The following is a 24,765-nucleotide window of genomic DNA, read 5'->3' on the forward strand; positions in this document are numbered from 1 at the left end:
AAAACATTACGGACATTTCATCTTCGCACCACCCCCACCCCGGCACACCCTCTGTAGTAGCCGGGTTGCCGGCGACAGGACCAGCACTCCCTCCCCTAGGCCAGAGCCTCCCGCACTTTCGGGTCCAAGCCCTCTCCCCCATGGGCTTGGTTCCACTCGCTCAGTTGCCGACGCATGGCCGGTGTCCAGAAGCTTTTCAGATGCTGCCTAACGCCCTGTACCGCCAGGGCGTGATCCGGTTCGCTGTCGAAGTAATGGGCAATCTGGTTGGCCATCTTCACCAGGTTTTCACTACTCATCGACGTACCTCGGCTTTCTCCGGTTGTTCCGCGGCGCGGCGCTCCTTGAGCAGACGACGCTGCTCCTCGCTGAAGTCCTGGTAGCGTTTCTGCCATTGCGACGGCTGGAACACCTTCACCACCTCCACCGCCGTAACCTTGTATTCCGGGCAGTTGGTGGCCCAGTCGGAGTTGTCGGTGGTGATCACGTTGGCGCCAGACTCGGGGAAGTGGAAGGTGGTGTAGACCACCCCGGGCGCTACCCGTGTGCTGACCTTGGCACGCAGCACCGTCTGCCCCGCACGACTGCCAATGCCAACCCAGTCACCCTCGACGATGCCCCGGCTCTCGGCATCGGTAGGGTGAATTTCCAAACGGTCGGCATCATGCCAGGCGACGTTGGCGGTGCGCCGGGTCTGGGCGCCAACGTTGTACTGGCTGAGGATGCGGCCGGTGGTCAACAGCAGCGGATAGCGGTTGTTGACCTTCTCGTCGGTAGGCACGTACCCAGTGAGCATGAAGCGCCCCTTGCCCCGCACGAACTGGTCGATGTGCATGGTCGGCGTGCCGTCGGGCGCTGCCTCGTTGCACGGCCACTGCAGGCTGCCGTGGCGGTCGAGCTCGGTGTAGCTGACGCGGTGGAAGGTCGGCGTGAGGCGGGCGATCTCGTCCATGATCTCGGACGGGTGGCGGTAGTTCATCGGGTAGCCCAGGGCATTGGCCAGGGCCACGGTAGCCTCCCAGTCGGCTTTGCCGGCCAGCGGCTCCATCTCCTTGCGCACCCGCGAGATACGCCGCTCGGCATTGGTGAAGGTACCGTCCTTCTCGAGGAACGAACTGCCCGGCAGGAACACATGGGCGAACTTGGCCGTCTCGTTGAGGAAGATGTCCTGCACCACCACGCACTCCATGGCAAGCAGCGCGGCGGTGACGTGCTGAGTGTTTGGGTCGCTTTGGGCAATGTCCTCGCCCTGGCAGTACAGCGCCTTGAAGCTGCCGTCGAGCGCGGCCTCGAACATGTTGGGAATGCGCAGCCCGGGGTCGGGTTGCAAGGTCACGCCCCAGGCTTGCTCGAATTCGGCACGTACGGTTTCGTTGGAAATGTGCCGGTAACCGGGCAACTCGTGGGGGAACGAACCCATGTCGCACGAGCCCTGCACATTGTTCTGCCCGCGCAATGGGTTCACCCCGACCCCTTCCCGGCCAATGTTGCCGGTGGCCATGGCCAGGTTGGCGATGCCCATTACCGCCGTACTGCCTTGGCTGTGCTCGGTAACGCCAAGCCCGTAGTAGATCGCCGCGTTGCCACCGGTTGCATACAGGCGCGCCGCGGCACGGATCTGCTCGGCGGGTACACCGCACACAGGGCCAAGTACCTCGGGGGCGTTCTCCGGCTGACTGACGAAATCGCGCCAGTGGGCGAAGTCCACGGTCTCGCAGCGGGCGTCGATGAAGCGCTGCGCCAGCAGCCCTTCCGTGACGATCACATGAGCCAAGGCATTGAGCATGGCCACGTTGGTGCCGGGCCGCAGTTGCAGGTGCAGGTCGGCGCGGGCATGGGGCGAGTCGACCAGGTCGATGCGCCTAGGGTCGATGACGATCAGACGCGCGCCCTGGCGCAGGCGCCGTTTGAGCTGCGAGCCGAACACCGGATGGGCGTCGGTGGGGTTGGCGCCGATCACCAGCACCACATCGGCCTGCATCACCGAGTCGAAGCTCTGGGTGCCTGCCGACTCCCCCAGGGTTTGCTTGAGGCCATAGCCAGTCGGTGAGTGGCAGACCCGGGCACAGGTGTCGACGTTGTTGTTGCCGAACGCGGTGCGCACCAGTTTCTGTACCAGGTAGGCTTCCTCGTTGGTGCAGCGGCTGGAGGTGATACCGCCAATCGAGTCGCGCCCGTATTTGAGCTGGATGCGCCGGAACTCACTGGCCGCATAGGTCACCGCCTCGTCCCAGCTGACTTCCTGCCAAGGGTCTTCCAGGCGCTTGCGGATCATCGGTTTGGTGATGCGGTCGGGGTGGGTCGCATAACCCCAGGCGAACCGGCCCTTGACGCAGGCATGGCCGTGGTTGGCGCCGCCATTCTTGTCCGGGACCATGCGTACCAACTGGTCGCCTTTCATTTCGGCGCGGAACGAACAGCCCACGCCGCAGTAGGCACACGTGGTGATGACCGCTCGCTCGGGCTGGCCAAGCTCGATCACGCTTTTCTCGCTGAGGGTGGCGGTCGGGCAGGCTTGCACGCAGGCACCGCAGGATACGCACTCGGAGCTGAGGAAGTTGTCGCCACCGGCTGGCGCGACCCGCGAGTCGAAACCGCGTCCGGTGATGGTAAGGGCGAAGGTCCCCTGGATATCCTCGCAGGCGCGCACACAGCGGCTGCAGACGATGCACTTGCTGGGCTCGTAATCGAAATACGGGTTGGACTGGTCTTTCTGTTCCGCCAGGTGGTTGGCGCCATCATAGCCGTAGCGCACCTCGCGCAGGCCAACCTGTCCGGCGACGGTCTGCAGTTCGCAATTACCGTTGGCCGAGCAGGTCAGGCAGTCCAGCGGGTGGTCGGAGATGTACAGCTCCATCACGTTGCGGCGCAGGCCGGCCAGGCGCGGGGTCTGGGTGCGCACCACCATGCCTTCGCTGACCGGCGTGGTGCACGAAGCCGGGTAGCCGCGCATGCCTTCGATTTCCACCATGCACAGCCGGCACGAGCCAAAGGCTTCCAGGCTGTCGGTGGCGCAAAGTTTGGGGATGCTGGTGCCCAGCAACGCGGCGGCACGCATGACGGACGTGCCCGAAGGAACGCTGATCGCGCGCCCGTCGATGGTCAGGCTGACCTGCACGTCGCTTTCGCGCGCTGGGGTTCCGAGGTCGGTCTGGGGGTCGAAGAAATTGATCATTGGGCGGCCTCCGTGGTGGTCAACCCGAAGTCGGCGGGGAAGTATTTGAGTGCACTGGCCACCGGGTAGGAGGTCATCCCGCCCATGGCGCACAGCGAGCCGTACTGCATCGTGTCGCACAGGTCACGCAGCAACAGGGCCTGGTCGTGGCGTTCGGTGAGGTCACGGGTGGCGATCAGCCGGTCCACCACCTCCATGCCACGGGTAGAGCCGATTCGGCACGGGGTGCATTTGCCGCAGGACTCCTCGGCACAGAACTGCAAGGCGAAGCGCGCCATGCTGGCCATGTTCAGGGTGTCGTCGGCCACCACCACGCCGCCGTGGCCGAGCATCGCGCCCATGGCGGCGAACGCTTCGTAATCCAGCGGGGTGTCGAAGTGGCTGGGAGGCACCCAGGCGCCGAGTGGCCCCCCCACCTGCGCGGCCTTCAACGGCCGGCCGCTGGCGGTGCCGCCGCCGTAGCCGTCCACCAGGTCCCGCAGGGTCAAACCGAAGGCGCGTTCCACCAGGCCGCCGTAGCGGACATTGCCCGCCAGCTGGAACGGCATGGTACCCAGCGAGCGCCCCATGCCGAAGTCGCGATAGAACGCCGCGCCCTTGGCCAGGATCGTCGGCACCGAGGCCAGGGTGAGCACGTTGTGCACCAGGGTCGGCAGGCCGAACAAGCCTTGCAGGGCAGGCAGCGGTGGCTTGGCACGGACGATTCCGCGCTTGCCCTCGATGGACTCCAGCAACGCGGTTTCCTCGCCGCAGATATAAGCACCCGCCCCTACTCGCACCTCCAGGTCGAAGGCCTGGCCGCTGCCGACTATGTCGTCGCCCAGATAACCCGCGTCACGGGCGATGAGCAGTGCCTGGTCGAGCACGCGGATCGCATCCGGGTACTCCGAGCGCACATAGATGTACCCCTTGGTTGCGCCCACCGCGAGACCGGCAATGGCCATGCCTTCGATCAGCAGGAACGGATCGCCCTCCATCAGCATGCGGTCGGCGAAGGTGCCGGAGTCGCCTTCGTCGGCATTGCACACCACGTACTTCTGTCCAGCGCCGGCTTCACGCACGGTGCGCCACTTGATGCCCGCCGGGAAGGCTGCGCCACCACGGCCGCGCAGGCCGGATTCGAGCATCTGGGCGACCACATCGGCACCGCCGATCGTCACGGCGCTGCGCAAGCCTTCGAAGCCGCCATGGGCGCGGTAGTCCTCCAGCGACAAGGGCCGGGTGATGCCGGCGCGGGCGAACAGCAGGCGCTGCTGGCTTTTCAGATACGGAATGTCTTCAACGGCACCCAAGGCCAGCGAATGGCCACCCGGCTCGCCCACCAGCGCATCGAGCAAGGCTGGCGCGTCCTCCGGGGTAACCGGCCCGAAGCCTTGACGCCCCCGGCCGAAGTCGCACTCCACCAAGGGTTCGAGCCAGTAGAGACCACGTGAGCTGGTGCGCTGGATCTGCAGCGGCAATTGCCGACGCTCGGCCTCGCGCAACAGGGCATCGGCGACCTGATCGGCACCGACGGCACGGGCCACGGAGTCGCAGGGGATGAACAGCTTCAGCATGCTGCGTCCTCCAGGCAACCCTTGACCAAGGCCCGCAACCGCTCAGGGGTGAGCCTTGCGTGCAGTTGACCGTCCAGCTCCAGGGCTGGCGAACAGGCACAGGCTCCCAGGCAATACACAGGTCGCAAACCGATAGCCCCATCGGCGCTGGTGCCATGATCGTCCAGCGCCAGCTGCTCGCGCAGTTGCGCGGCCAGGGCTTCGGCTCCACGGCTCTGACACGACTCGGCGCGGCACAGGCGTAGGGTGTGCCGGGCTGGCGGCGCGGTGCGGAAATCGTGATAGAAGCTGATGACCCCACGCACCTCGGCCAGGCTGAGGTTGAGGGCATGGGCAATCTCGGGGACGGCGGCATCGGGTACGTAGCCGATGCTGTCCTGGATGGCATGGAGAATCGGTAACAGCGCGCCAGGGTTTTCCTTTTCGCGCGCCAGAATGCTGTGGATCAACGGCAGGTCAAGCAGTTCATCAGGCATACAGCGGACCTCTGCATCACGGGCCCGCCTTTTGTTGTAGTGGCAAGTGCCCGGCGTGTTCTGCTGCGGCGTACCGACCACGTCACGGTTGCGTGGTTGTCGGCAGCCTCCTTGCCCAAGGCCGTGCGTCTGCGCGCACTGGACTCCGGGGCATCCAACAAGCATGGCACTTGTAGGGCCAAGAAGGTGCGTGGGAGCGACCAGGCGCATCCTGAAACCGACGTGAAGGGTTGGCAGCTGCGTGCGCTTGTCGCAGTGGCCATACACGCCCAACGGGATGCCCATCGCTCAACGATAAACCCCGGCGCAAGTTATTGCGTCAGCACCACAACCGTGCCAGGGTCGCGAAGCGCCTTGTCCGCCTCGGTGGGCTGTCTTCAGTGCGCGATTCAGTCGGCGAAGCTAGCGCTTCCTGCAGACGCGGGCGCAGGTGACAGCCTCATCAAGATCAGTTCGCAGGCCGGTGTCGCTGGTACGTCGAGAGTGGTCGCTTCTGCGCCCAATCAATCCTTACCGGTCGGTATAGTCGAATCACCGCCCAATATGCGAAGGCCAACCGCCATGGAAGAAACTCGCCAGCGACTTATCCACGCCGCCCTGGAGCTATTTCTGAGCCAAGGACTACATGTCACCGGCGTAGCGGCCATCGCTGCGCGGGCCGGTGTCACCAAGATGACGCTTTACGGCCACTTTCCATCCAAGGATTCGCTGATCGTTGCATGCCTGGAGGAGCGTGATCGCATCTGGCGAGCGAGAGTCGAGCAACTGCGCAACGACTTGCCCGATCCCCTGGAGGCGCTTCTGGCGTTCTTCGATCTCTATCAGGGCTACGTCGAGCGCGACAGTCATCGCGGCTGCCTGTTCGTCAACAGTGCTGCCGAGTTTTCCTCATTCAGTCACCCGGTATTCCTTGCTGCGGAGCGGCACAAAGCGGGGGTGCGCGAGCAATTGGTTTCGCTGGCCAGGCTGGCGAAGTTCAACGCCCCACAGCAAATCGCCGATAGCCTGTTTCTGCTGCTGGAGGGCAGCTTTGTGAGTGCCGCGCACGGCAATTGCGCGGCGGTTTTCAATACGGCACGACATATGGCCAGACAATGGCTGCATTGCCAACCTCACACAGAGCAGTGCACATGAAAGTTGGATTGATCGCGGCCATCGCAGCCACTTTTTCCTGGTCGTTGCTCTATTTGTTGCCGAGCCTGATCGGGGAGTACAGCACCTTTGACCTAGCGGTGGTGAGCTACGCGTTTGCCGGCCTGGGGGCGCTCATTGTGCTGGTTCGGTTCCGTCGACAAGTGACGACGCTGACACTTGGCGATTGGCTGACGGTCGGCCTGCTCGGCTTTCTGGGCTACATCGGCTATTTCTTCCTGATCACCAGTGCCGTTATCGCAGCTGGGCCGGTGATTCCACCGGTGATGCTAGGTTGCGTGCCCATCGTCCTGGCCATCGCCGGAAACCTGCACAGCCAGGTGATTCCTTGGCGTAGCATCGCCGCCCCACTGCTGCTGGGCGCGTTGGGTATCATCATGGTCAATGCCAGCAGTTTCGAGCGCGCCAATGGGCAAGCCTCGCAGCCCGCTGTCATGGTGCTGGCGGGCATCTTGCTTTCCCTGCTGGCGATTGGATTCTGGACTGCCTTCGGCTTGCTGAACGAGCGCGCGCTCCGGACAAGACCGGGCATGGATCCGCTGTTCTGGTCGGCACTGCTTATCCTGACGTGCAGCATCGAAATGGTCGCATTCCTACCCGTGGGGCTCTACCTGAAACTGTCCAGTTTCGTAAGCCACGGCGGCGCTCTCGACGGAACCTCGGCGGTGCTTCTCTGCGGACTGGTACAGGGGTTGGCAGCAACCCTCGGCGGTGCCTGGGCTTGGTCCATCGCAACGCGAAGCATTCCTCTGGCGTTAGGCGGGCAATTGATTGCCAGCGAAACGCTTTACGCCACTACGTTCGGTCTTCTCATCCAGCAGCGTTGGCCATCGCCATTGGAAGCGCTGGGGACGGCAACCCTATTCCTCGGGGTTACCGTGGCGATCGGGCAGTTCTATCGTGCTGATCAACGTCATCGCCAAGGCAGCAGGTAAACCTTCAGGATCTCGCGGTAAGAGTCGGAAGCGGACCTTACCGATTGCCCTTTCCTCTTCCTAAGATTGAATGACCCGGACTGGAAAGCGACGCAAGTTGAGGAAAGCTGGGCTTGATCGCATCACCGTACCAAAGCATGTACAGTTTTCCGTTGCCGTCCCAACCGAAGCTTTTACGTTGTCGTTGCTTTGGCATCCTCGCTTCGCGGCCGATCCCGCGCATCAGTGGTCACGCACGCTGTCGAGAGAAGTCTGTTTGGACATGCAGACCGATCCGATATCGGCCTCAGGCGTGCACTCAAACTCCTGAACAATAATGCCGCTCCCTGCGCAGTGACGCTTTTTCGCGCTCGATGGCAGAGCAAAAACTCGGTTCAACCCAGAACTACCGGCAACCGCAAAGATCGGGTGTAAACCCATGCGACCTGCACACAGGCGAATGTGCGGCACTCTTGGTAAACTAGGGCACTTTCTCTTCAGGCGGGCCTGAACGGTGCAGTCGACCGCCCCGTCAGCTCCCCGCTTGCTTGGACATTGACATGTTCTGCGTTGGCACAAGCACGATCTCGGTATGGGTACGCCCTACCCTGTCGCTCTCAGCAGCCTCCAGGACGGTACACACTGCGTAGACCCAGAATGCCCCTAGAATCAGCCTCAAAGCCAAAAAGCACGCGCCCTGAGCCCTCCCGCCGCTTCAGCGTGGCGCCGATGATGGATCGGGTCGATTAAGCGGGAAGGACCAGCATTTACAGGGCCATAAGGACGCTTGGAAATTTGCTAAAGCAAAAATTCAGCAAGGAAGGCAGGATGACCATCGAAATGGTCATTTTTTAGGCAGGAAAACAGTGGCACTCCGGTCTGCCACTGCTGGTGTTTCTCACGGCCTCCGGATGCCGTCAATCACAGCCTCGCACGCCAGCCCAGCTATTCGACTTCGCTCAAGCGCTGTCGAGAGGTCTCCCGCCATTCGGTCAGCTTCTTCAAGCAATCCCCCGAGCACCACGACGGCAGAGGTTCCTGCCTGGCGCTGCTGGGAAGCGATGGTATCGCAGGTGGCTCGGTGCCCGGCGCGCAGTCGGGCGATTTCCCCGCGCAGGCCACCAGCAGCAGACTCAGCAGCAGCAGCGCGGCCTTGGGCAAGCTCCAGTTGTTGTCGTGCACTCTCACCCTCCTCGTCCGCCACTGCTTGGCGTCGTTGTTCTTTCTGTCTGTCCTGAGCAGCGGCTCGTCGGTCGCGCTCTGCAACCTCCAGACGGTAATCGGCCAGTTCGCTACGGGCAGTGCTGGTTTCGCCCTGCGCCACCACCACCCGGTACTGCTGGCCGCCGGAAACCAGCACCAAGGCGATCAGCCACCAGCACCAGGCCGGCACCGCAGCAACCCAGCTCACGCAGCCTCCAGGAACAGTTCGCGCTCAGCAGCCCGGCGTCGTACCAGCCCCTGAAGCACCTTGCCACCGGCCTTGATCCAGCGCGGGAACTGATCCGCAGCGCCGACATAGTCACCAGCATTCAGCAGCCGACGCAGCGTAGACGACTCGAGGTTTGCGGCACCCAGGTTGTACGTGAAGCAGACCAGTGCATCCCATTGGTTCTGGCTCAATGGCGCCGTGATCAGGCGCTCAACCTCGGGCTCGAAGCGCTGCACGTCATTCAGCAGCATGCGCTCGGCCTGCTCCTTGGTTATCGACATGCCAGCGCTTACGCCCCGGGTGGCGCCGTAGCCGATCGTCCAAACGCCCACGGAATCCTGATACGCCTGCAGGCGCAGTCCTTCGAACGACTTGATCAGGCTCAAGCCGCGTTGCGATGTACGCATGGGTTTTCTCCAGGTAAAAAAACGCCCGCGACTTGGCGGGCTTTGGGGATGGCCTGCAGCAGATGCTGCTCGCTCAAAGGTGTCATTCAACTACTCCATAGATGCGGCATTCCGTATGAAATGCGACAATCGCGTAATTCTCTCTTCATGGACCGAGGGCCGTTCCTTGTCTCGCATCACCCAAGATCAATCTATGCAACTCGATTCGATACGCGCCCTATCGGCTCTAATCGTCTTGTTCGGCCACACGAACCAGACGCTTCTATTGCCCACGCTTAGGCATGGCTCCACTGTAATTGGCTACTTTACGCAGCTTTCCGTAATGGTGTTCTTCGTGTTAAGCGGGTTCCTTATCGGGAAGTCCGTCTGCAATAACATTACGAAGAACGGCGCATTCAACTTCGCTCAGTACGCTCGTGATCGAGCACTGAGGCTCTACCCACCCTTAATCGCAGCACTCTTACTCATGGTCCTGCTTGCAACTGCGGCACCATATCTTTTTCCATCTGGAACAAATGCACTACTATCAATACCCGGTGTCAAATTTGTACGATCAGAATACGTAGTTGTCACAAAAGATCTTGTCGGCGCTTTATTATTCTTGAATGATTTCAAGACAAACACGCCATCCGCGAATGGTCCGCTGTGGAGCCTATCCATAGAGGCTTGGTATTACGTAGCAGCTGGAGCACTCGTTATCTGGCCAACCCGCAAATGGCTGGCGACAGGGTTGCTGCTGGCTACCTTGCTGGTAACTCGCAAGCATCAACTATTCTACATGCTAGCGCCTATCTGGTTTGCCGGATTTGGCTTGGCGTTCCTCCACCAGCGTAAGCCGGAGATGAACAACCGATTATTCGGATGGCTCTTTGTCTCTCTCACTGTGTTATTGGTGGTGACTGTGCTCCTAGTCTGGTATCCGAATGGGCCGGTTAAAGGCGTATGGTCTGATCCTTTGAACCATTTCCGTCTTGCTTCCGGCCTTTGGTTCTCCTGCTTCTTAGCCCTTCTCATGGGCGGCGCCGTACGATTCCCAATCTGGTTTAACGCCCACGCTAGGTACTCCTACACCCTCTATGTCACGCATTTCCCGATCATGCTTTTCATTCTAGGCGTGTCGCAGGCATTCATCTATGGCTCACTGCTTAACTCTTTCGTTGTCGCTATCGCGACAATCGTAATAGCTATCGCGATTGCGAAACTATTTGCGTGCTTTCTTGAGAACAAAACACTTCTTCAAAACACCGCTTCCGGTGTAAAGCGCATGGTCATTAGCAAATGAAAAAACTCACCCCTCTAATCGGCACCTTCCTCGGCCTGCTGGCTACATTGAGTGCACACGCCTACGACTTCAGAAATCAGGTTACAGCCGACGGTGTCGAGTATGGATTCCACCAGGGTGAGAAAAATTCCCCGCTACTCATTGTAATAACCACCGACATTAAGGAATCAATGAGCGACACCTACAGCCCTATCGGCGGAATCCTTTCATCAAAGGGCTACAGCATTGCGTCCATCGACGTTACCTGCCACGGAAAGGACCTTAAGAAAAAGGAGAAGTACGGGCTGGACTGCTGGAGGTCGCGTGCGGACAATACAGAGAACAATGTATTTGACACATATATCAGCAATCTCAAATCCACCATTAGCGATATTGCTGACAAGAATGCAACTGACGTAAAAGGAATAACACTGCTTGGGGTTTCTCGTGGCGGGTATATAGCAATGAAAGCTGCTGCTGAAATTCCAGAGGTCAGCACCGTCATAGCCCTCGCCCCAGTCACCGACATCTTCCGCCTGCGCGAATTCGATGGATCGACTGCATCAAAGTCACTGTATTCCTTGGCGCCATACTACCCGGAGCTTTCCAAAAAGCATCTGTTCATCCAGATAAACAACGACGACGACCGGGTTGGTACGGCGCAAGCCATAGCACTCATTTCTGGAGTGACTGCGGCCGGCAGCCAAGGAGCTGTAGACCTCACCGCAGTGTTGACACCAAAGAAAGGACATTCGACAAGCGAGCATGAAATGGCCGCCGCCTGGGCGTATTCTAAGCGAAACAGTAGCACTGTTGATGGAGCTCAGATCTCGGCCCCTTGATGGATGCCGATCTTCCTACGCGGCTTTAACTATCACGATTGCGCGCCCATCTTCGGCAATCGAGATTACCCGACCAACAGCAGCTCGGTACTGCTCGAAGCTTGGGGCGGCTGCCGCATAGCCGGAGATTCCATTCCCGTAGGGAGTTGGAACGATGTAATCCCCAGGCTGCGCGCCAGTCACATTGACCGGAACGCGGCCGGCGAACGCCATGCGGTCATACTGTGCAATCTCGATTGGATCGAAATCATCCCCGCCAACATACGCCGGCGCCGTCGACTTCACGATGAACGAAACCGCCTCTGCCCACTTGTCAGTCAGCAGGCCTGCCGCATCGACGCCAGCTATCTGCCCGGCCTGGATTACGCCGCAAGCATCGCTCTTGCGCATGTATTCCGCATAGTCGGCGCCGCTGGCGTTCACGGTCCCTGCGGCATTTATGGAGCGGCCGGTGACTGTGTCCTTGCCAAGTCGAAGAATTCCATCGGAAGCGAGTTTCATGGCCGACTTGAACGTGATCGCTGCACCAGCAGAGCCAGAGACAGCCACAAGCCAGGAGTGCGAGCCGTCAGTCATTTGATACGCCGAAGCTCCGCCAGTCATGCCACGTTTGTAAGCAGTGTCGTAGTAGGCGTTACTGGTCAGCGTCAGCTCAGCGTCAGAAACGTGCCCACGGATAGCGCAGCCCGATACGCCGCCCAGCTCGACGACTCGATAATTCGAGTGCCATGGCGCTACCGCCTTGCCGACGCCAATCGAACCGTTCACATACAGGGAGCCGGCGTCCAGTTCCATCATGTGCTTTCGCGTGATACTGCCTTTCGGGGTGACCTCCCATTGGAATCGGATACCGTGAGCACCGGCGGTCCAGTTTTCGGTGGCCACAACCTGGAATGCGGCAGCGCTCTGGGACAATCCGCTCCCGTCGTGCCCGCGATACCCGGTGGACATCAGAAACGCGCCTGATCCAATGGCGCTTGGCGCGGCCTGGGTGCCGAAATATCGGCAGAAGTGCACGTTGTTCCCATAGCTGCTAGCGCCATAGCTGTTGATTCGGACGCACTGCTTACCGCTGTTGTTGTTGTTCACTTCCAGCAGGTGGTACGGGTCGCCGCTGATCGAGTTGGCGTTGAACGTGCCGTTACCCACCAAGGCGGTTGCGCCGGTTGCGCTGCCGCTCGGCTGCTGCTCAGGATCGGTAATCACTTCAAGCGGCAGCGCGTCAAGCTTAGCTTTTAGGTCGGCGGTGAAGTCTTCTGTCGTCAGTTGTTTGCCTTCGACCTTATCGACCTTGCTGTCAAGTTTCTGCTGGATGTCTGCCGGGATTGGGTCGACAGGTTCACTCGGGCCAGTCGGCTCGGTAGGCTCTTCCGGCTCCGTTGGCGTGCCTCCAGAAAATTGCTGCTCGATGGCCGCAACCTTCTCCGGCAAATCGCCGAGAATCTGCGAACGCAGTGATTCAAATACTTCGCTATCAGTTGGCATTATTCAGCGACCTCCGCAGAATTGACGGCCAGGTGCTGGTCCGCTTCTGCGTCGGTCAGGCGGCGCATACTGGCCCCGTAGCCGGCCTCTAACTGCTCATCGGAGTACTCAAAAATCTCGCCGTTATCTGCTTCAAATAGATGTCTCATGTCAAGTTCTCACCTCAGACCAATGGATCAGGCTGGCCGTTCCGGTAAGATTTAGCCGATACGTCGATCCGGCTGGAATGACGCAGGAAATAGTAAACACGTTGATCGTTGAAGTGGCGGAAATAGAGTGCACTTGAACACCATCAACCAAAAGTTCCGAACTGTTAGCTCCTGCAGAGCCGGTTCCGCGCGTGATCAGGATACTGATAGCGCGACCAGTTGCGTTCGTGTAGGTGGTATTTGCCGCACGGCTAGCGGTTACATTCTGCGGGGCCTGCCCCAGCGTGCCGACCGCCGCGTTTTGCAAGAAACGCCCACACAGAATCTCAACCGTATTTGCTGCAGTGGCGCGGATTATGCACGTATCACCGGCTGCCGCCGTAATGTTTGCGCCGGTGTTGGTTACGAGCGACGCGCTATTGGTCAGCGTTGCAGCGCCGCCAAACCGGACAATGAACACGCGACCAGCGGCTACGGTGAAGTTGTTGATCGTGCCAGATCCAGTGAAAACGATATTGCTGGTTTCAGCCGCACCAGTCGTCAGGTTTACAGTGCTGGCCACGGCAATGCTGGCGATTGCGGCGTTTAAGGTGTCGGCTGTGTTATTTGCAATGACCTGCAAAAGAGCATCGTAATACTGAGAGGCCAGTGCCGTGTCCACTGATCCATTCGCAGGTATTCCAGCAACAAGCATCAGGCGCTGAAAGAATCCCTCTTTGTCGTTCGCCCAGTCTTTTTCGAGGTATGACCCATCTTTGGCAGCAGGAGTCGTTCTGTTCTTGAACGAACCTTGAGGATACCCGGCTGACGGGTTGTCGAACCGGCTCGGATACCTCTCGTTTAGTTTAAGTGCCATGCTATGCCCCTATGTAACCGATGAATTCTGCGTCTGTGTCTCCGAATTCGGCATCCATATCGCCGAATTCAGACATATTGAAACCTTCTAGGAATCCATTGAACTGGACTGCCTGGGGCTTTGGTACGAGCCCAGAATTGAGCAACGCGAATCGCTCGAGATTGCTGATTTGCCCATAGAACTCGATGCTGAACGACATGTCCTCGCCGTCCGTGATGCGCAACACTTCCGCATTTGGCAGAAGGAAATTCATCCCAGCCAGGATGTTTTCGATCGTTGCATCGCCGTTGTTCTTTACGATTTTCGCCTTTATGACCAGTCGGTAGAGTTCATCTGAAAGCTGCCCGTCTTGATCAATGGTTAGCGCACTGAACATCGCGTCCTGGTCGCCAAACTCCGAACCGTCAGTTAGGTCGAACTCACCTGGATTCATCGGGATGGCGCCGACGAAACTCCGCGGCGCCACGACAATGCGCCCGATAACGCTGAGCTGCTCGCCTACCGCAGAGTCGATGTCGTAGCTCTTGCGCACAGCCTCTGCGGCGGCCTCAAGGCTTCCGCCCATCTTCCTGGCGATCTCGTACCACGCTACGGCTTTTGGCTTGGTTCGGTACTGGGCGTAGATCCTGTCCGGTACGTTCATCGGGTCACCACTACCGTGATGTTGTCAGACGTCCAGCGTGACATCTGGTTGTAGTTGATCACCACGTTCGCCTGGGCGCCGTTGAGCTGCAGCAAGGTCACGTAGCTGTTCCCGTACGATCCGATCACTTGGTTGATCGGAGTGAACAGCGTGCTGTAGGGGACCGTTTCACCGATATCGAAGCCGCTGATCTTGAATCCGACGTCGGCCGGGATGAGGTCGCCAGCTGCGAACTCCATCACCGCGTCCTTGATGCGCTGGTCGGCATCCGGAGGCAATGTGCCGTCGTCGGCGATCTGGATCACCACAATCATGTCCACATAGATCGGGCGGCTGGCCTTGATCAGCTTCTGATTGGTCGGATACTTCGGTGAGGTGACCAGCACCTCGAATGCGGTGCCGGCCTGAAAAAGTGTGGTACCCGGGTTTTTCTTCAGGTAGATCGCCATGGCAACATCTGCCTCGGTTCCTCCATCAACAACTGGCGCGATTGAGTGCGGCGGCAGTCCGTGCGGGTTGTCAGCGGACACAGCTTCGCTATTCGTGTCGTTCTCGTACACCTTGACCCTGCGCACGCCATCAACGCTGAACAGTTCGCCAATCATCGAGTCGACTTGGTTGTTGCCAGGTCGGCCAACAGATGTTGCTCGGGTCACACGCAGCTGCTCATCGCGCTGAGCGTCGCTGCCCGGGGTGGCAGCGCCTGGGTTCGTTACGGCAGACAAGCCGCCAACCACATCAACAAACTCTGTAATAGTTCCTGCCGGCGCCTGGTTTGGGCCTATCACAGTGCAGGTTGCCCCTACGGTAACAAGCCCGCTGACCGCAACGGTAACGGCCTGGTCAGTCGTCCATCGGCTTCCGGTGACCCTTGACTTAAAGGTGGTTCCGGCGGGAATCAGGGCTCCCGGGATTGCAGTCAGCTGCAGCAAGACGCTGGACTTTGAGCCGAGAGACCGCGTGGTTCCAGTCAGGGAGCAGACTATGTCGAGATCGATGCCTCTGGCCTTGTTTGGGTCCTTGGAGTTGTAAGCCTGCTGCAGGGTCTCGTCCAGCGCGTAGAAAATCTCCGCGTCATGCGCCATCTTCAGCCCATCCGGTGTCGACGGGTCTAGGTTCCACAGCGGGTCGATATCGAGGTAGAACTGCCTCTCCTGTGCGAACCACTCGTTTTGCGTTTGAAGCGAGTAACCCGTCGGAGTCAGGCTAGCCATCAAGTGTTACCTCATCGAGGCCGAACTCCGTGAGGATTCCGGCGGTCACGGTGTATTTTCGGGTGGTGACATCGAAATCAGCCGAGAAGCTGGTCAATCGGATGACGCCGGGGGTGTTGGCGATCCTGGCGCGCAGAGCTGCTTCTGCCGCGGCCAGGTTCTGAAATTTGCCGAGAATCTGCTCGTACCAGGGCGTGCCATCGGTGGTGTCACGGAAGTATTCTCCAAGGTACAGGCGAAGGCGCGTCAGAACCGTCTGGGCCACCTCTTCCCTGCCGCTGATGAACTGAACGCCCTGCGTGGCGATGTCGCCGTTTTCGTCGAGCCTGCGAACGGTCATATGACTGGCGCTCCACTGTTTCCGGTGCCCGGCGTTACGCCGCTGTGGCGATGGGTATTCAGATTCACACCGGCCGCGGTTATCACGTTGCCGTCAGGTGTGATCTGCAGCCCATTGATTAGAAAAGATCCATCTGCGCGAAGCTCGAAGCTGCCAGCGCCGTTCTGCATCGAGATGGTGTTGTCGCCCTTCAGCCAAACGAACTGACTTCCGGCCTTGTTGCGCAGGCGAACACCATCATTCGCAAACCCTGAAACAGCCCCTGGAATCGAGCGGAAGCCAGGCATGAACATCGCGTCCTGCATGCTGTGGAATCGCCCGATCGGGTTGGCGGCCACGCCTCCCGACTGAATCCAGCCATCGATGCAGCGCTGCGAGAAGAAGATGCTGCCCTCGCACCCGGCACCCACCTCGAACTCAAGCACGAAGTCGCCGCCAGGGAAGCACACCGGCACGTTGATCACTGGCGGAACGGTGAACTCTGCGCCGTTGATGTCCACTCGCAGAACCCCTACCTGGACCTGTGCAAGCTGAGTGCCTGGATCGAACGTGAGGACGTGCCCAGGGATGGAAGTGCACACCCCCTTCATCGCCTCCCTGAAGGCGTCACTGATCAGCCTCGCCTGTTTGGCGCGGCCTTCTTTTGCTTGCATGGCGCGCTCCTTAGGCGACGTACTTCTGCCCTTCCTGATACGCACGGTTGACGGGTGCCACAGCCTCGGCTTTCGTGATGATGCCGTCGTGGTTGGCGTCAAGGCCGTAGTTCTGGTTGTACTGCCGCTGGTACGGGCCCGTGTCTTTTTCCCAGAGCACGTAATCGTCAGGGCGACCAATTGCAGCCGGCCAGAGCACCGACATGTAGGCATCCCCAAGATCGCGGATGCGTCCTGCGTATTGCCTGAAATAGGCCTCGACGTAATCCAGCTGCTGGACGGCCGTCATTCGTGCGAGCTTGGCAGTAGTGGTCCCCAGGCCCTGCGCGGTGCTTGGCATGAATTGGATGAGCCCAGTTGCTCCGCTGCCTGCCTGGTTGACGATGGAAGGGCTGAAGGTGCGCCTCGTCTCGAAGGCCATGACCGCCATCAACCAGTTCGGATCAAGCGAAAGGGTCTGGCCAATTTCTCGCACCCGGGCGCGGAAGGCCTGGTCCACGCGAACGCCCCAGATGAGATTTCCATTGTCCGGCGTTGACACCGGCGGCTTCGGCGCCGTTCCGTCTCGCAGGCCATAGATTTCGGTAGCCCACAGATCGGTATGTGAGTCGCCGGAGTGACGCAGGCTAAAGACGTTGTAGCGGCCGTTGGCGTTTATTCCCTGGCCGACGCTCACCACGAACAGGTTTCCGGTGTTGAATGTCGCGAACTCGCTTTCTATGTTCACGACACCCTTCAAACTGATCGCCGGATTGAGCTGAACAGACACCTTCAACCCCAGCCCATCAGGCCCAAGCGACACCTCTGGAATGCCGATCATGCCGGTGAACTGATCGACCTGCAGCGCGTTGATTCGACGCTCTTTATCGATCTTGCTGACTACCATCCTGTTCAGGTGCTGAATCCACTCGAACTTGTAGGCGTAGCTCAGTTCCTTCATGGCTTTGGTGATATCGCCATCGATAACGTATCCGGAGGCCATTGCAGGATCAGCGGCGAACTGGGTTTCATCGATGTCCAGCGCAATGGGCCATGCCCTGGCCAGGTACCTGATCACCTCCACGACAGTAACCCCAGGGCCAAAGCACGCTTGCGCCGAGCCGCGATCGGACGCCGGCGATCCTGACTTGCAGATGATCCGCGTGGTGATCTCTGGAGCACCGGGCGCCCGCTCACGAAACACGTTCGTGATGAACCCGACAAAGACGGCGTCTACGTTGTCGGTGTATCCGGCCCTGAGAACAACGCTCTGGCCTTGCGAGATGCTCGAATCCTTGTCGATGTTGTAAAGACGAATGTCAGCGAACGACAGGACGCTCCCGGGCGAGATGTCGATATCGAACTGAACCCTGAACTGGCGACGGCCGATCTGGTCGGCGATGAACGGCTTTCCGCCAATGTCGATTGACCAGGTGCGCTCTCTCATTCTTAAGTTACCGGCGGGACCCATACGAGGAAGTTTTCAATGCCGAGGTTGTCCAGCGTCACCTCTGCGCCCGTGAATACGAGTTGGCCGATCCCGGCGCGATAGCTTTGGATGACGTCGCACCCAGGTTCGAGCATTGCGCCTGACACAAGTCGCGTACCGTCCCTGACGAGGTTCATGGACCAGGCTGGAGAGTCCAAGTACGAGATGAAGTCGAGCTCGAAGTCTATGAGGCTGTCCCCGAGCTGAACGCTGAATCTCTGGTGGGCATTGGTGGCACCAGCGCCCAGGGGTATCGTTAGCATCAGATCACCCCATCAAGGATGTTGTTAACCGCGTTAGTAACAGCCGCATTCGCCTCCTTGGCGATCTGCTGTCCCTTGTTGATTACCTTCGCCAGGGCTGACTGTGATGGGTCGCCGTCGCGTAGCTGCTCTACCGAGCATTGGGTGCTATTGGCAATCCGGTCCAGCTCGATGACCTCCTGCAGTTCGGCGATGAACTCCAGGCCGCCTTCGTTCCTAGGCTCCTTGGTGCGCGACAGGCGCGTGATGACCATGTTTTTGAGCAGTATGTCGCCGGCATCGATGTCGAAGGGGGAATCGTAATCGCGCATGAGCCAGAGCAAGAACTCGAGCGTGCTACTGCCCCTGGTTTCATCGCTGCCCGCCAGCCATCCAGCCGACAGGCCGGCAATCCCAGCCACAACTGGGTTGTCGGTCAGATTCGAAAGCGCGCCTCCGATGAAGTCCGTCAGCTGGACTTTCACCGGGTTATTGCTGATCGCGCCCGTCATGGTCCACTTGAGTGGGTTCAGAATACGGTGGTTGGCGATCCGTACGCCGCTTTCAATCGGCACGGAGGTGATCGTGACCGTGGCCTCGAACGTGTCCTCCAGCACGGCATCAAATGCGTACCCCGCAATGGTTGGGGCCTGACGGGTGAAGATGTTGACGATGCTCAAGGCTAGCGCTCCGTGGTAGTCGTCAGGTCATTGAGCGTGTCGTAGTTCTGCCGCTCGTTGACCATGATTATCCGGCTATCGATAGCCTGTCCGTCCATTTGCAAGACCACGTCAAGATGGCTGTCCACCCTCAGTGGATTGCGCGATAGCGCTCCAGCCAAAAGCTCTGCATTCTCGCGCTGGTCTCTCGACCTAGACCCATCATCTGGAGGGGGCATGCTGTCCTGAGCCGTTCGTCCGCCATAGGCAGATGACTGGTGGTCGGCGGCAGGATCGTCAGGGGCGAACACATCATTGATCAGCTGTAGGGGGCTTTTGATCGTCTTGAGTCCGGTGATGCTCTTGATCCAGTCGTCGAACTCGCGTGATGCCTGGCCGTAGCCGGGCAGCTTGCTGTCTAGGTACTGGCTGAGTTCATGCGCGCCTATCGCACTGGCACCGACCGCCAGCCCTGCCTGACCGCCCCTTGCTGTTATTCCACCAATGCCGCGCAATCCGACTTTCGAAGCTGCAGCTCCTGCCAATGTTGCCCCGGCAGAAATTCCCGCAAGTGATGTTGCCCCATCATTCTCGGCCGCATAGTCAATGACCTTCGAGATGCCTTCCCGATTATCACTGATCAGCTTGTTCAGCCAGTTGCTTGCGCCGATTAGGCTTGGCAGAAACTTGTCAGCCAGCTCGTTTCGAATTCCTTCGATCGTCAACCCAAGCTGCGAAGAGCTCTCCTGAAGCTTTCGGCTGTTCTCAACAAGGCTATCTACAGGCCCGGTCAGATCTGAGGCTCGGCGTGCAAGGTCATCTAGATTTCCAGATCCTCCGGACATAGCCCGCATGGCGTAATCTGACAGTCCGAGAGTGTTTTGGACTTGGGCGCGCTGCCCTTCATCCAGACTTGGCAGCATGTCGGCAAGGGCGCGCATGAACTCTTCGCCAGTGCTAGTGCTGCTCAGTGACAAGACGTCGATTCCGGCTTTTGCCAGGCTGTCGATTGATCCATCCTGGCCGTTAAGCCTGAGGTTGTTCTGGAACTCCTCGAAGCGACTTATCGCATCCAGGGCCTCGCTTGCTTCTCCACCCATAAGCTTGAAGGCGTTGCCGTAGTTGTAGACGGCGTTGGTGGAGGTACGCAGGTTCTGCGTTGATGCTGCCAGCCGGTCAACGTCCCTGGCTGTAGCAGCCACGCTCGCGGCGCCTGCGCTGAACGCGCCAACAAGGGCGCCAGAGATCTGCAGGGTGCGGCCCTTCAGCCCTTCAAGACTGCCGGTGATTCGCTTTTCGCCGGCCTCCAGCCCCTTGGTGTCATACCCGATTCCGATCAGGAACGATTTCAGCGTCTTGACCGACATCAGCGCGTCCTCTCTTCATGCATCGCCATGATTTCATCCATGGCCTGGTTGAAGCGCTCGACATCGGCGAGCGACAGTGACCCATCAGTTAGACTGGCCCACGTGCACAGCGGCGGGCAGAGGCCCGCGATACCGACACATGGGCGCATGAGGAACCAATTTACGCTGCTGCGCCTGGCGCCTGAGTTGCCGCGTCGACGACGTGGGCGTCGCGCAGCCAGTCGAAAAAATCGCCAAGGTTCCAGCTTAGGAGCTCGGCGAGCAGCTGGTTGTACTGGACCATCTTGCCGCCGAAGTCCGAGGCGGAGATGGCCTGGGTGGTACCGTTGATGAGCACCTTGGCGGTCAGTACCTCAGCCACCTGCGTTTTTACCGCCTGCGGCATGGCCATGAACATCGGCACCAGAATGTTGCTGTCCAGGTCTTTGCCGGTAGCGGCGGCGGTGAGCGATCGCTCGATCAAGCCCGCTGACAGCAGCGACATGAGTCTGTCCTGATCGACGGCACTGGCCATGGCGGCGTTGTACTGCACACCGCCGACAGTGAAGGATTTCACGGTCATCTATCAGCCCCTTGTCGCTTCCCAGATGTTGAACTGCATGGTGAATTGGTCGTCGGTGATGGTAGAGCCGCCGCGGCCGCGCTGGCCGTCATTGACAATCACACCCTCAGACCCGAGCGCCGTCTCCAGCGTGCCGATCTGGGTTACCGATACGGTCACGTTGGCATTCGAGTTGTACAGGCCCTGCATGTAGGCCGAGTCAGGCGAGCCGGGGTTGAGGTAGATATTCACCTCGCGCCCCGGGTTGATGCGATCCAGGCGCACCGCATTGCCGCCCTGGCCGCGTCTCAGCTGGCTTTTGGCGTCGATCGGCGCATCGGTGTATGGAGTGGCAGTCTCGCCCCAGTCCTGGATCTGTCGGCCGTTGACGGTGACGACGAACAGGTCTGTCGAAAAGTTGCTCAGGCTCATTCAGGTCACCTATCAATAGACGTCGAGGTCGACATCGACAATGTGGATGGCGCCGGCGCGGAACAGGCGGATGCGCAGCGGCGCCGACTTGCGGGCGTTTCGGTCGGCGTCCGACAGGTCGAGGATGTCCTCGGGCTTGGTCAGTATCTCGAACCCGGCGGTGTACTTCTCGAGGCCATCGTCTGGGTCGATGTAGTTGCGCGGGCCCAAGTAGCCGTTGTTGATGAACTGCTGCATGGTCGCCCGAGCCGAACCGATCAGAACCGCCTGGCCGACAGGAGTCTGGGCAAGCTTGGTGGGCTGATTGGCCACAGTGTTGTACAGGGCGGTGGTGAGGAAGTTCACGCACGCGTCCAGGTTCACCACGTCGTCGATGAACTCGCCGTATGTGCTGTGTGTCACGGTGTTCAGCCAGCGGCCCGAGTCGACAGAGCCCTGGTTGTCCACGACCGTGTAAAAGGCCGACTTCTTGGTCGCGCTTTGCATCGCGGTATACGCGGTGTCGGTCAGACTCTCAGCTGCTACACCTGGCGACTTCTTGAACTCACCGGTGATGGTCGAGCGGTCAGCGCTGTAGTTCACTGCGGCGAAATGCTTGGCCAGAGCCGAGCCTGCGTAGGCGTCGGTGGCGTGCGCGGCCGTATAAACGTGGCGGAACCCGGCCGTGGTCAGCTGGGTGGCAATGTCGTCGACGTCTGCCGGGTCGCGAATCTCGGTTGCCGACGCGCCGGTCTGGTTGTCGACAAACATGCTGGTGTTGTCCTCGCACCATTGCGCGATGGCCAGGACGTCCGCCTTAACGGCCAGAATTGGCGCGGTCCACATGGTCCAGTACCACCAGACCACATTGCGGGCTTTGTTCAGGGTGGCGGCGCGAGTGGCGTCAGCAGTAGCCGCACCCCATACCTTGATCTCGCGAGTCGCTGGCACGCCACCAAGCCAGCGTTGAGCCGCCTTGTAGGTCTCGGTGGTGTCTGCAAAATCCTCAGCCAACGACGGCAAGCTGAAATACGACCGATAGGTGTTCGGGGAGAACCCTGCGGGAAGCTCCGTTTCAGGGGCGAACAGCATGGCGCTCGCAAAGTTCGCAGTGCCCAGGCCAGCCGGGCTGATCCGGGCATTGATCCGGATGATGTTGGATGCTGGATAGCTCACTGTGCTAGCTCCATGGGGTTATGTGGGATCAACGCTCACGGTGAAGGTCTCAAGGACCTCAGCGCGCTCGTTCTCAAACGCCACACTGGCGCTCAAGATGTTGTTTACGACCGGCAGGCTGCTGGTCTCGTACATCAGGCGAAGGGTGATCTGGGCACGCTGTTCGAAGTTGGCCGACTGCAGCGACGTTAGGTTGTTGACGCCGTCGGCACCGCTCCAGCCGACCTTGGCCTTGAACAGCATCACGCTGACATCAGGGCGCTTGTTGGCCTGTTTCAGCCGTTCGGCGTACATCAAGGCCTCGCCGCGGTAGAAGTTCACGCTGGCGGCGCACATGATCTGCGCCCGCACATCGACTTCCACCTGGTCGCCCGGCACGTCCCGAGACACGATGTTGGCCTGGCCTCGCTCGGTGACTGACTGGCGAGGGGTGATAGTTGCGTAGGGGCCTTTTGGGGCTGGCATGCTGCCAGGTCCAGCCTGGTCAGCCAGAATGCACTCAGGAACGCCTGTGGCCAGCATCACGATCGGTCGCAGTACCGCAAAAAGCTCTTCGTTGGTCATGCTGGGCCACCGTCCTGATCATCGATGCGGCTGACGATCACCTTGCAGTAGTTCCGCCAGTACCGGTTATCGACCTTCACGGCCTTCCACTGCTGGCCCAGGAATTCCCAGGTACCGGTCTGATCGATCAGCTGCATGTCGCCTTCGTTGATGTAGATGCGACGGACATCGACGATGCGCTCACCACCTTGACGGATGAAATCAACCTCGCGGTCGGTCGCGGGCTGAATGTTGACCACGTATTGGCTTGTCACCGGTGCGCCCGGCGTCCAGATGCCACCCACCAAGTTTCCACCGGTAACGGTGCGCGAGGCAGGCACGCTCTGAAACACGCCGTCAATGTGCCCCTGCATGGAAAGGCTCATTCCAGGCCCTCCGACATAGGCTCTGCTGACACTTTGTGGGTGACCGAGGCGCGCATAGCCCCGGTATCGATCAGCGGGTTATCGCTGCCCTTCTTGCGGACGGTGGAGGCGGCGTTGGGCGGCGTGCGGAGCTGGGTCATGTAGACCTTCACCTCACCGGACGCGATCACTCCGACCGCTTCCAGAATCTGATCCATCGGCTGGTCATTCCCTAGGCCAGCCTCGATCGCTTCAAGGATCAGCGGGGTTGCCTGCTGCACACCCGGTTCAAGCCATGGCCTGGCCGGGATCGTGATGTTGTGCGGCTGCGTCACCCCCAGCTGCATGTATCCGGTACCGGTCTTGAGGAATCGCACCTCGTCGCGGTCGGCTGCCGCCTTGGTGGCATAACCGTAGGACGTGCCGCCGGGATGCTTCACCTCGGCGCCGAACTCATGGGTCGCGCCCAGCCCGGCCATGGTGATCTCGCCAGACTCGACATCGCCGGCCTCCTCATGGATGCCCACGGTAACGATCTTGTCGGACCGCAGGGTGGCCAGTTCCTTCGAGAGCTGGTCTTCCAGTTCCTGAAAGCCAATCAGGTCAAGATTGATCATCAGACCGCCTTGGCGCCCATCCCGGCGCGTTTCTTGAGCCGGTAAAACTGCTGGCCGTAGTTGGTGTAGGTGAGCCAGTCGTTGCCGGCATCCATCATGGCCGCTACGCGGTACCCGATGGATTCATCGCCGACTGCCTTCTGGGCCACGTTCAGGCGCGCATCCGAGTTAGGGGCCGATCCTGCGCCCAGCGTGCCGAAGTTGGTGGACAGCCAGTGGGCGGCGAAGTACTTCATCCCGCGCCACTTGAAGTTGCCACAGGCAAGCTCGAAAGCCCCCCATCGGCAGGAGCCGGTCTCGGTATCCGCCTCGCACAGGGCCTCGATGATCAAGTCATCCGGCCATTTGGTGGCGTCAGTGAAGGCTGCCAGCAGCGGGTCGGCACGGAAGGCCGCCAGGATCTCTGGGGTGATGATCATGTGACGCTCCGTGATTAGAGTAAGTGGGCGCTCAGCGCCCAGGTGTTACTCGGCGGTGGCTTTGGCGATTTCTTCTCGCAAGCGGGCCGCTCCCCAGGTCTTGTTGACCTTGACGCCGGCTAGGTCTGCTTGCTCGCGCAGGGCGTCGATGTCGTCGGCGTCGTCTTCGTCGTCCAGCTCATCTGCGCCTACGCGACGCAGGTCGCCGCTTTCGAGCAGAGCCTTGACGAAATCAATCTTGGCTACCGCGTCTGGGACTTCTACCGCTGGGTTTTCGCCGGGCAGGATCTGGTAGCTGACCAGCTCATCGCCGGCTTTGTGCTTGATGGTGATCAGTCGTGCAGCTTCGTTCTTCAGGTACATGTCATGTCCTCGCCTATTTTCCCAGCCGCCGCCCTATGT

Annotated in this window: 29 protein-coding genes; 4 read left to right on the top strand and 25 right to left on the bottom strand. The window is 59.9% G+C overall.

Annotation, left to right across the window (positions count from 1 at the left end; all coding sequences use genetic code 11):
• Positions 1-95: 95 nt before the first annotated feature.
• Genes C4Q26_RS03010 through C4Q26_RS03025 form a run of 4 tightly spaced genes read right to left on the bottom strand, consistent with a single transcriptional unit; the run spans position 96 to position 5,207 of the window.
• A complete protein-coding gene (locus C4Q26_RS03010; protein ID WP_023379609.1) occupies positions 96-299 on the bottom strand; it encodes a formate dehydrogenase subunit delta in 204 nt (67 codons plus the stop codon).
• Positions 296-3,175, bottom strand: a complete 2,880-nt coding sequence (fdhF, locus tag C4Q26_RS03015) for a formate dehydrogenase subunit alpha (protein ID WP_104882702.1) — start codon at positions 3,173-3,175, stop codon at positions 296-298. The genes C4Q26_RS03010 and fdhF overlap by 4 nt, the downstream gene beginning before the upstream one ends.
• Entirely contained in the window at positions 3,172-4,731 is a 1,560-nt protein-coding gene (locus tag C4Q26_RS03020) for an NADH-quinone oxidoreductase subunit NuoF (protein WP_104882703.1), read from the bottom strand. The genes fdhF and C4Q26_RS03020 overlap by 4 nt, the downstream gene beginning before the upstream one ends.
• A complete protein-coding gene (locus C4Q26_RS03025; protein ID WP_023379606.1) occupies positions 4,725-5,207 on the bottom strand; it encodes a formate dehydrogenase subunit gamma in 483 nt (160 codons plus the stop codon). Before C4Q26_RS03025 ends, C4Q26_RS03020 begins: the two co-directional genes overlap by 7 nt.
• 561 nt (positions 5,208-5,768) lie before the next feature.
• Here C4Q26_RS03025 and C4Q26_RS03030 point away from each other — a divergent pair.
• Complete coding sequence (locus tag C4Q26_RS03030; RefSeq protein WP_104882704.1) at positions 5,769-6,341, top strand: TetR/AcrR family transcriptional regulator; 573 nt, start codon at positions 5,769-5,771, stop codon at positions 6,339-6,341.
• Entirely contained in the window at positions 6,338-7,294 is a 957-nt protein-coding gene (locus C4Q26_RS03035) for a DMT family transporter (RefSeq protein WP_027906777.1), read from the top strand. Before C4Q26_RS03030 ends, C4Q26_RS03035 begins: the two co-directional genes overlap by 4 nt.
• An 877-nt stretch (positions 7,295-8,171) precedes the next feature.
• Here the strand turns inward: C4Q26_RS03035 and C4Q26_RS03045 are convergent.
• Both C4Q26_RS03045 and C4Q26_RS03050 read right to left on the bottom strand, forming a co-directional pair.
• Entirely contained in the window at positions 8,172-8,684 is a 513-nt protein-coding gene (locus tag C4Q26_RS03045; RefSeq protein ID WP_104882706.1) for a DUF2514 family protein, read from the bottom strand.
• The gene (locus C4Q26_RS03050) at positions 8,681-9,112 is read right to left on the bottom strand and encodes a lysozyme (protein WP_104882707.1); all 432 of its coding nucleotides are present in this window, start codon (positions 9,110-9,112) and stop codon (positions 8,681-8,683) included. The genes C4Q26_RS03045 and C4Q26_RS03050 overlap by 4 nt, the downstream gene beginning before the upstream one ends.
• Between C4Q26_RS03050 and C4Q26_RS03055 the strand changes: the two genes are divergently transcribed.
• Both C4Q26_RS03055 and C4Q26_RS03060 read left to right on the top strand, forming a co-directional pair.
• Positions 9,111-10,394 (top strand): acyltransferase, encoded by a 1,284-nt coding sequence (locus C4Q26_RS03055; RefSeq protein WP_104882708.1) that lies wholly within the window; start codon positions 9,111-9,113, stop codon positions 10,392-10,394. The two genes, C4Q26_RS03050 and C4Q26_RS03055, sit on opposite strands and share 2 nt — an antisense overlap.
• Positions 10,391-11,215 (top strand): S9 family peptidase, encoded by an 825-nt coding sequence (locus C4Q26_RS03060; protein WP_104882709.1) that lies wholly within the window; start codon positions 10,391-10,393, stop codon positions 11,213-11,215. Before C4Q26_RS03055 ends, C4Q26_RS03060 begins: the two co-directional genes overlap by 4 nt.
• 15 nt (positions 11,216-11,230) lie before the next feature.
• Here the strand turns inward: C4Q26_RS03060 and C4Q26_RS03065 are convergent, their stop codons facing one another.
• The 19 genes from C4Q26_RS03065 to C4Q26_RS03150 form a co-directional block, all read right to left on the bottom strand.
• Positions 11,231-12,700: a hypothetical protein gene (locus tag C4Q26_RS03065; protein WP_104882710.1), complete on the bottom strand. Its 1,470-nt coding sequence runs from the start codon at positions 12,698-12,700 to the stop codon at positions 11,231-11,233.
• Positions 12,700-12,849 carry a hypothetical protein gene (locus C4Q26_RS27820; protein ID WP_158664879.1) on the bottom strand — a complete coding sequence of 50 codons (150 nt, stop codon included), beginning with the start codon at positions 12,847-12,849 and terminating at the stop codon, positions 12,700-12,702. The genes C4Q26_RS03065 and C4Q26_RS27820 overlap by 1 nt, the downstream gene beginning before the upstream one ends.
• 1 nt (position 12,850) lies before the next feature.
• Positions 12,851-13,705, bottom strand: a complete 855-nt coding sequence (locus C4Q26_RS03070; RefSeq protein WP_104882711.1) for a hypothetical protein — start codon at positions 13,703-13,705, stop codon at positions 12,851-12,853.
• 1 nt (position 13,706) lies between these two features.
• A complete protein-coding gene (locus C4Q26_RS03075; protein WP_104882712.1) occupies positions 13,707-14,348 on the bottom strand; it encodes a DUF2612 domain-containing protein in 642 nt (213 codons plus the stop codon).
• On the bottom strand, positions 14,345-15,562 hold the full coding sequence (locus C4Q26_RS03080) for a baseplate J/gp47 family protein (RefSeq protein WP_104882713.1): 1,218 nt from the start codon (positions 15,560-15,562) through the stop codon (positions 14,345-14,347). Before C4Q26_RS03080 ends, C4Q26_RS03075 begins: the two co-directional genes overlap by 4 nt.
• The gene (locus C4Q26_RS03085) at positions 15,555-15,902 is read right to left on the bottom strand and encodes a hypothetical protein (RefSeq protein WP_104882714.1); all 348 of its coding nucleotides are present in this window, start codon (positions 15,900-15,902) and stop codon (positions 15,555-15,557) included. Before C4Q26_RS03085 ends, C4Q26_RS03080 begins: the two co-directional genes overlap by 8 nt.
• The gene (locus C4Q26_RS03090) at positions 15,899-16,555 is read right to left on the bottom strand and encodes a Gp138 family membrane-puncturing spike protein (protein WP_104882715.1); all 657 of its coding nucleotides are present in this window, start codon (positions 16,553-16,555) and stop codon (positions 15,899-15,901) included. The genes C4Q26_RS03085 and C4Q26_RS03090 overlap by 4 nt, the downstream gene beginning before the upstream one ends.
• A gap of 10 nt (positions 16,556-16,565) precedes the next feature.
• Positions 16,566-17,981, bottom strand: a complete 1,416-nt coding sequence (locus tag C4Q26_RS03095; protein WP_104882716.1) for a transglycosylase SLT domain-containing protein — start codon at positions 17,979-17,981, stop codon at positions 16,566-16,568.
• Positions 17,982-17,983: 2 nt separating this feature from the next.
• On the bottom strand, positions 17,984-18,286 hold the full coding sequence (locus tag C4Q26_RS28655) for a hypothetical protein (protein ID WP_104882717.1): 303 nt from the start codon (positions 18,284-18,286) through the stop codon (positions 17,984-17,986).
• Positions 18,286-18,945 carry a phage baseplate protein gene (locus C4Q26_RS03105; RefSeq protein WP_104882718.1) on the bottom strand — a complete coding sequence of 220 codons (660 nt, stop codon included), beginning with the start codon at positions 18,943-18,945 and terminating at the stop codon, positions 18,286-18,288. The genes C4Q26_RS28655 and C4Q26_RS03105 overlap by 1 nt, the downstream gene beginning before the upstream one ends.
• A 2-nt stretch (positions 18,946-18,947) precedes the next feature.
• On the bottom strand, positions 18,948-20,291 hold the full coding sequence (locus C4Q26_RS03110; RefSeq protein WP_104882719.1) for a hypothetical protein: 1,344 nt from the start codon (positions 20,289-20,291) through the stop codon (positions 18,948-18,950).
• Between the two features lie 160 nt (positions 20,292-20,451).
• Entirely contained in the window at positions 20,452-20,853 is a 402-nt protein-coding gene (locus C4Q26_RS03115) for a hypothetical protein (RefSeq protein WP_104882720.1), read from the bottom strand.
• 3 nt (positions 20,854-20,856) lie between these two features.
• Positions 20,857-21,264 carry a hypothetical protein gene (locus C4Q26_RS03120; protein ID WP_104882721.1) on the bottom strand — a complete coding sequence of 136 codons (408 nt, stop codon included), beginning with the start codon at positions 21,262-21,264 and terminating at the stop codon, positions 20,857-20,859.
• Between the two features lie 12 nt (positions 21,265-21,276).
• Positions 21,277-22,419, bottom strand: a complete 1,143-nt coding sequence (locus C4Q26_RS03125; RefSeq protein WP_104882722.1) for a DUF3383 family protein — start codon at positions 22,417-22,419, stop codon at positions 21,277-21,279.
• An 18-nt stretch (positions 22,420-22,437) separates the two neighbouring features.
• The gene (locus C4Q26_RS03130; protein WP_104882723.1) at positions 22,438-22,983 is read right to left on the bottom strand and encodes a hypothetical protein; all 546 of its coding nucleotides are present in this window, start codon (positions 22,981-22,983) and stop codon (positions 22,438-22,440) included.
• The gene (locus C4Q26_RS03135) at positions 22,980-23,348 is read right to left on the bottom strand and encodes a hypothetical protein (protein WP_104882724.1); all 369 of its coding nucleotides are present in this window, start codon (positions 23,346-23,348) and stop codon (positions 22,980-22,982) included. Before C4Q26_RS03135 ends, C4Q26_RS03130 begins: the two co-directional genes overlap by 4 nt.
• The gene (locus tag C4Q26_RS03140; RefSeq protein WP_104882725.1) at positions 23,345-23,944 is read right to left on the bottom strand and encodes a hypothetical protein; all 600 of its coding nucleotides are present in this window, start codon (positions 23,942-23,944) and stop codon (positions 23,345-23,347) included. The genes C4Q26_RS03135 and C4Q26_RS03140 overlap by 4 nt, the downstream gene beginning before the upstream one ends.
• Complete coding sequence (locus tag C4Q26_RS03145) at positions 23,944-24,363, bottom strand: DUF4054 domain-containing protein (protein ID WP_104882726.1); 420 nt, start codon at positions 24,361-24,363, stop codon at positions 23,944-23,946. The genes C4Q26_RS03140 and C4Q26_RS03145 overlap by 1 nt, the downstream gene beginning before the upstream one ends.
• A 45-nt stretch (positions 24,364-24,408) precedes the next feature.
• Positions 24,409-24,726, bottom strand: coding sequence for a hypothetical protein (locus C4Q26_RS03150; protein WP_104882727.1), 318 nt, complete (start codon positions 24,724-24,726; stop codon positions 24,409-24,411).
• Positions 24,727-24,765: the final 39 nt, after the last annotated feature.

The sequence above is a fragment of the Pseudomonas sp. SWI44 genome, assembly GCF_002947915.1.
GTDB classification, from domain to species: domain Bacteria; phylum Pseudomonadota; class Gammaproteobacteria; order Pseudomonadales; family Pseudomonadaceae; genus Aquipseudomonas; species Aquipseudomonas taiwanensis.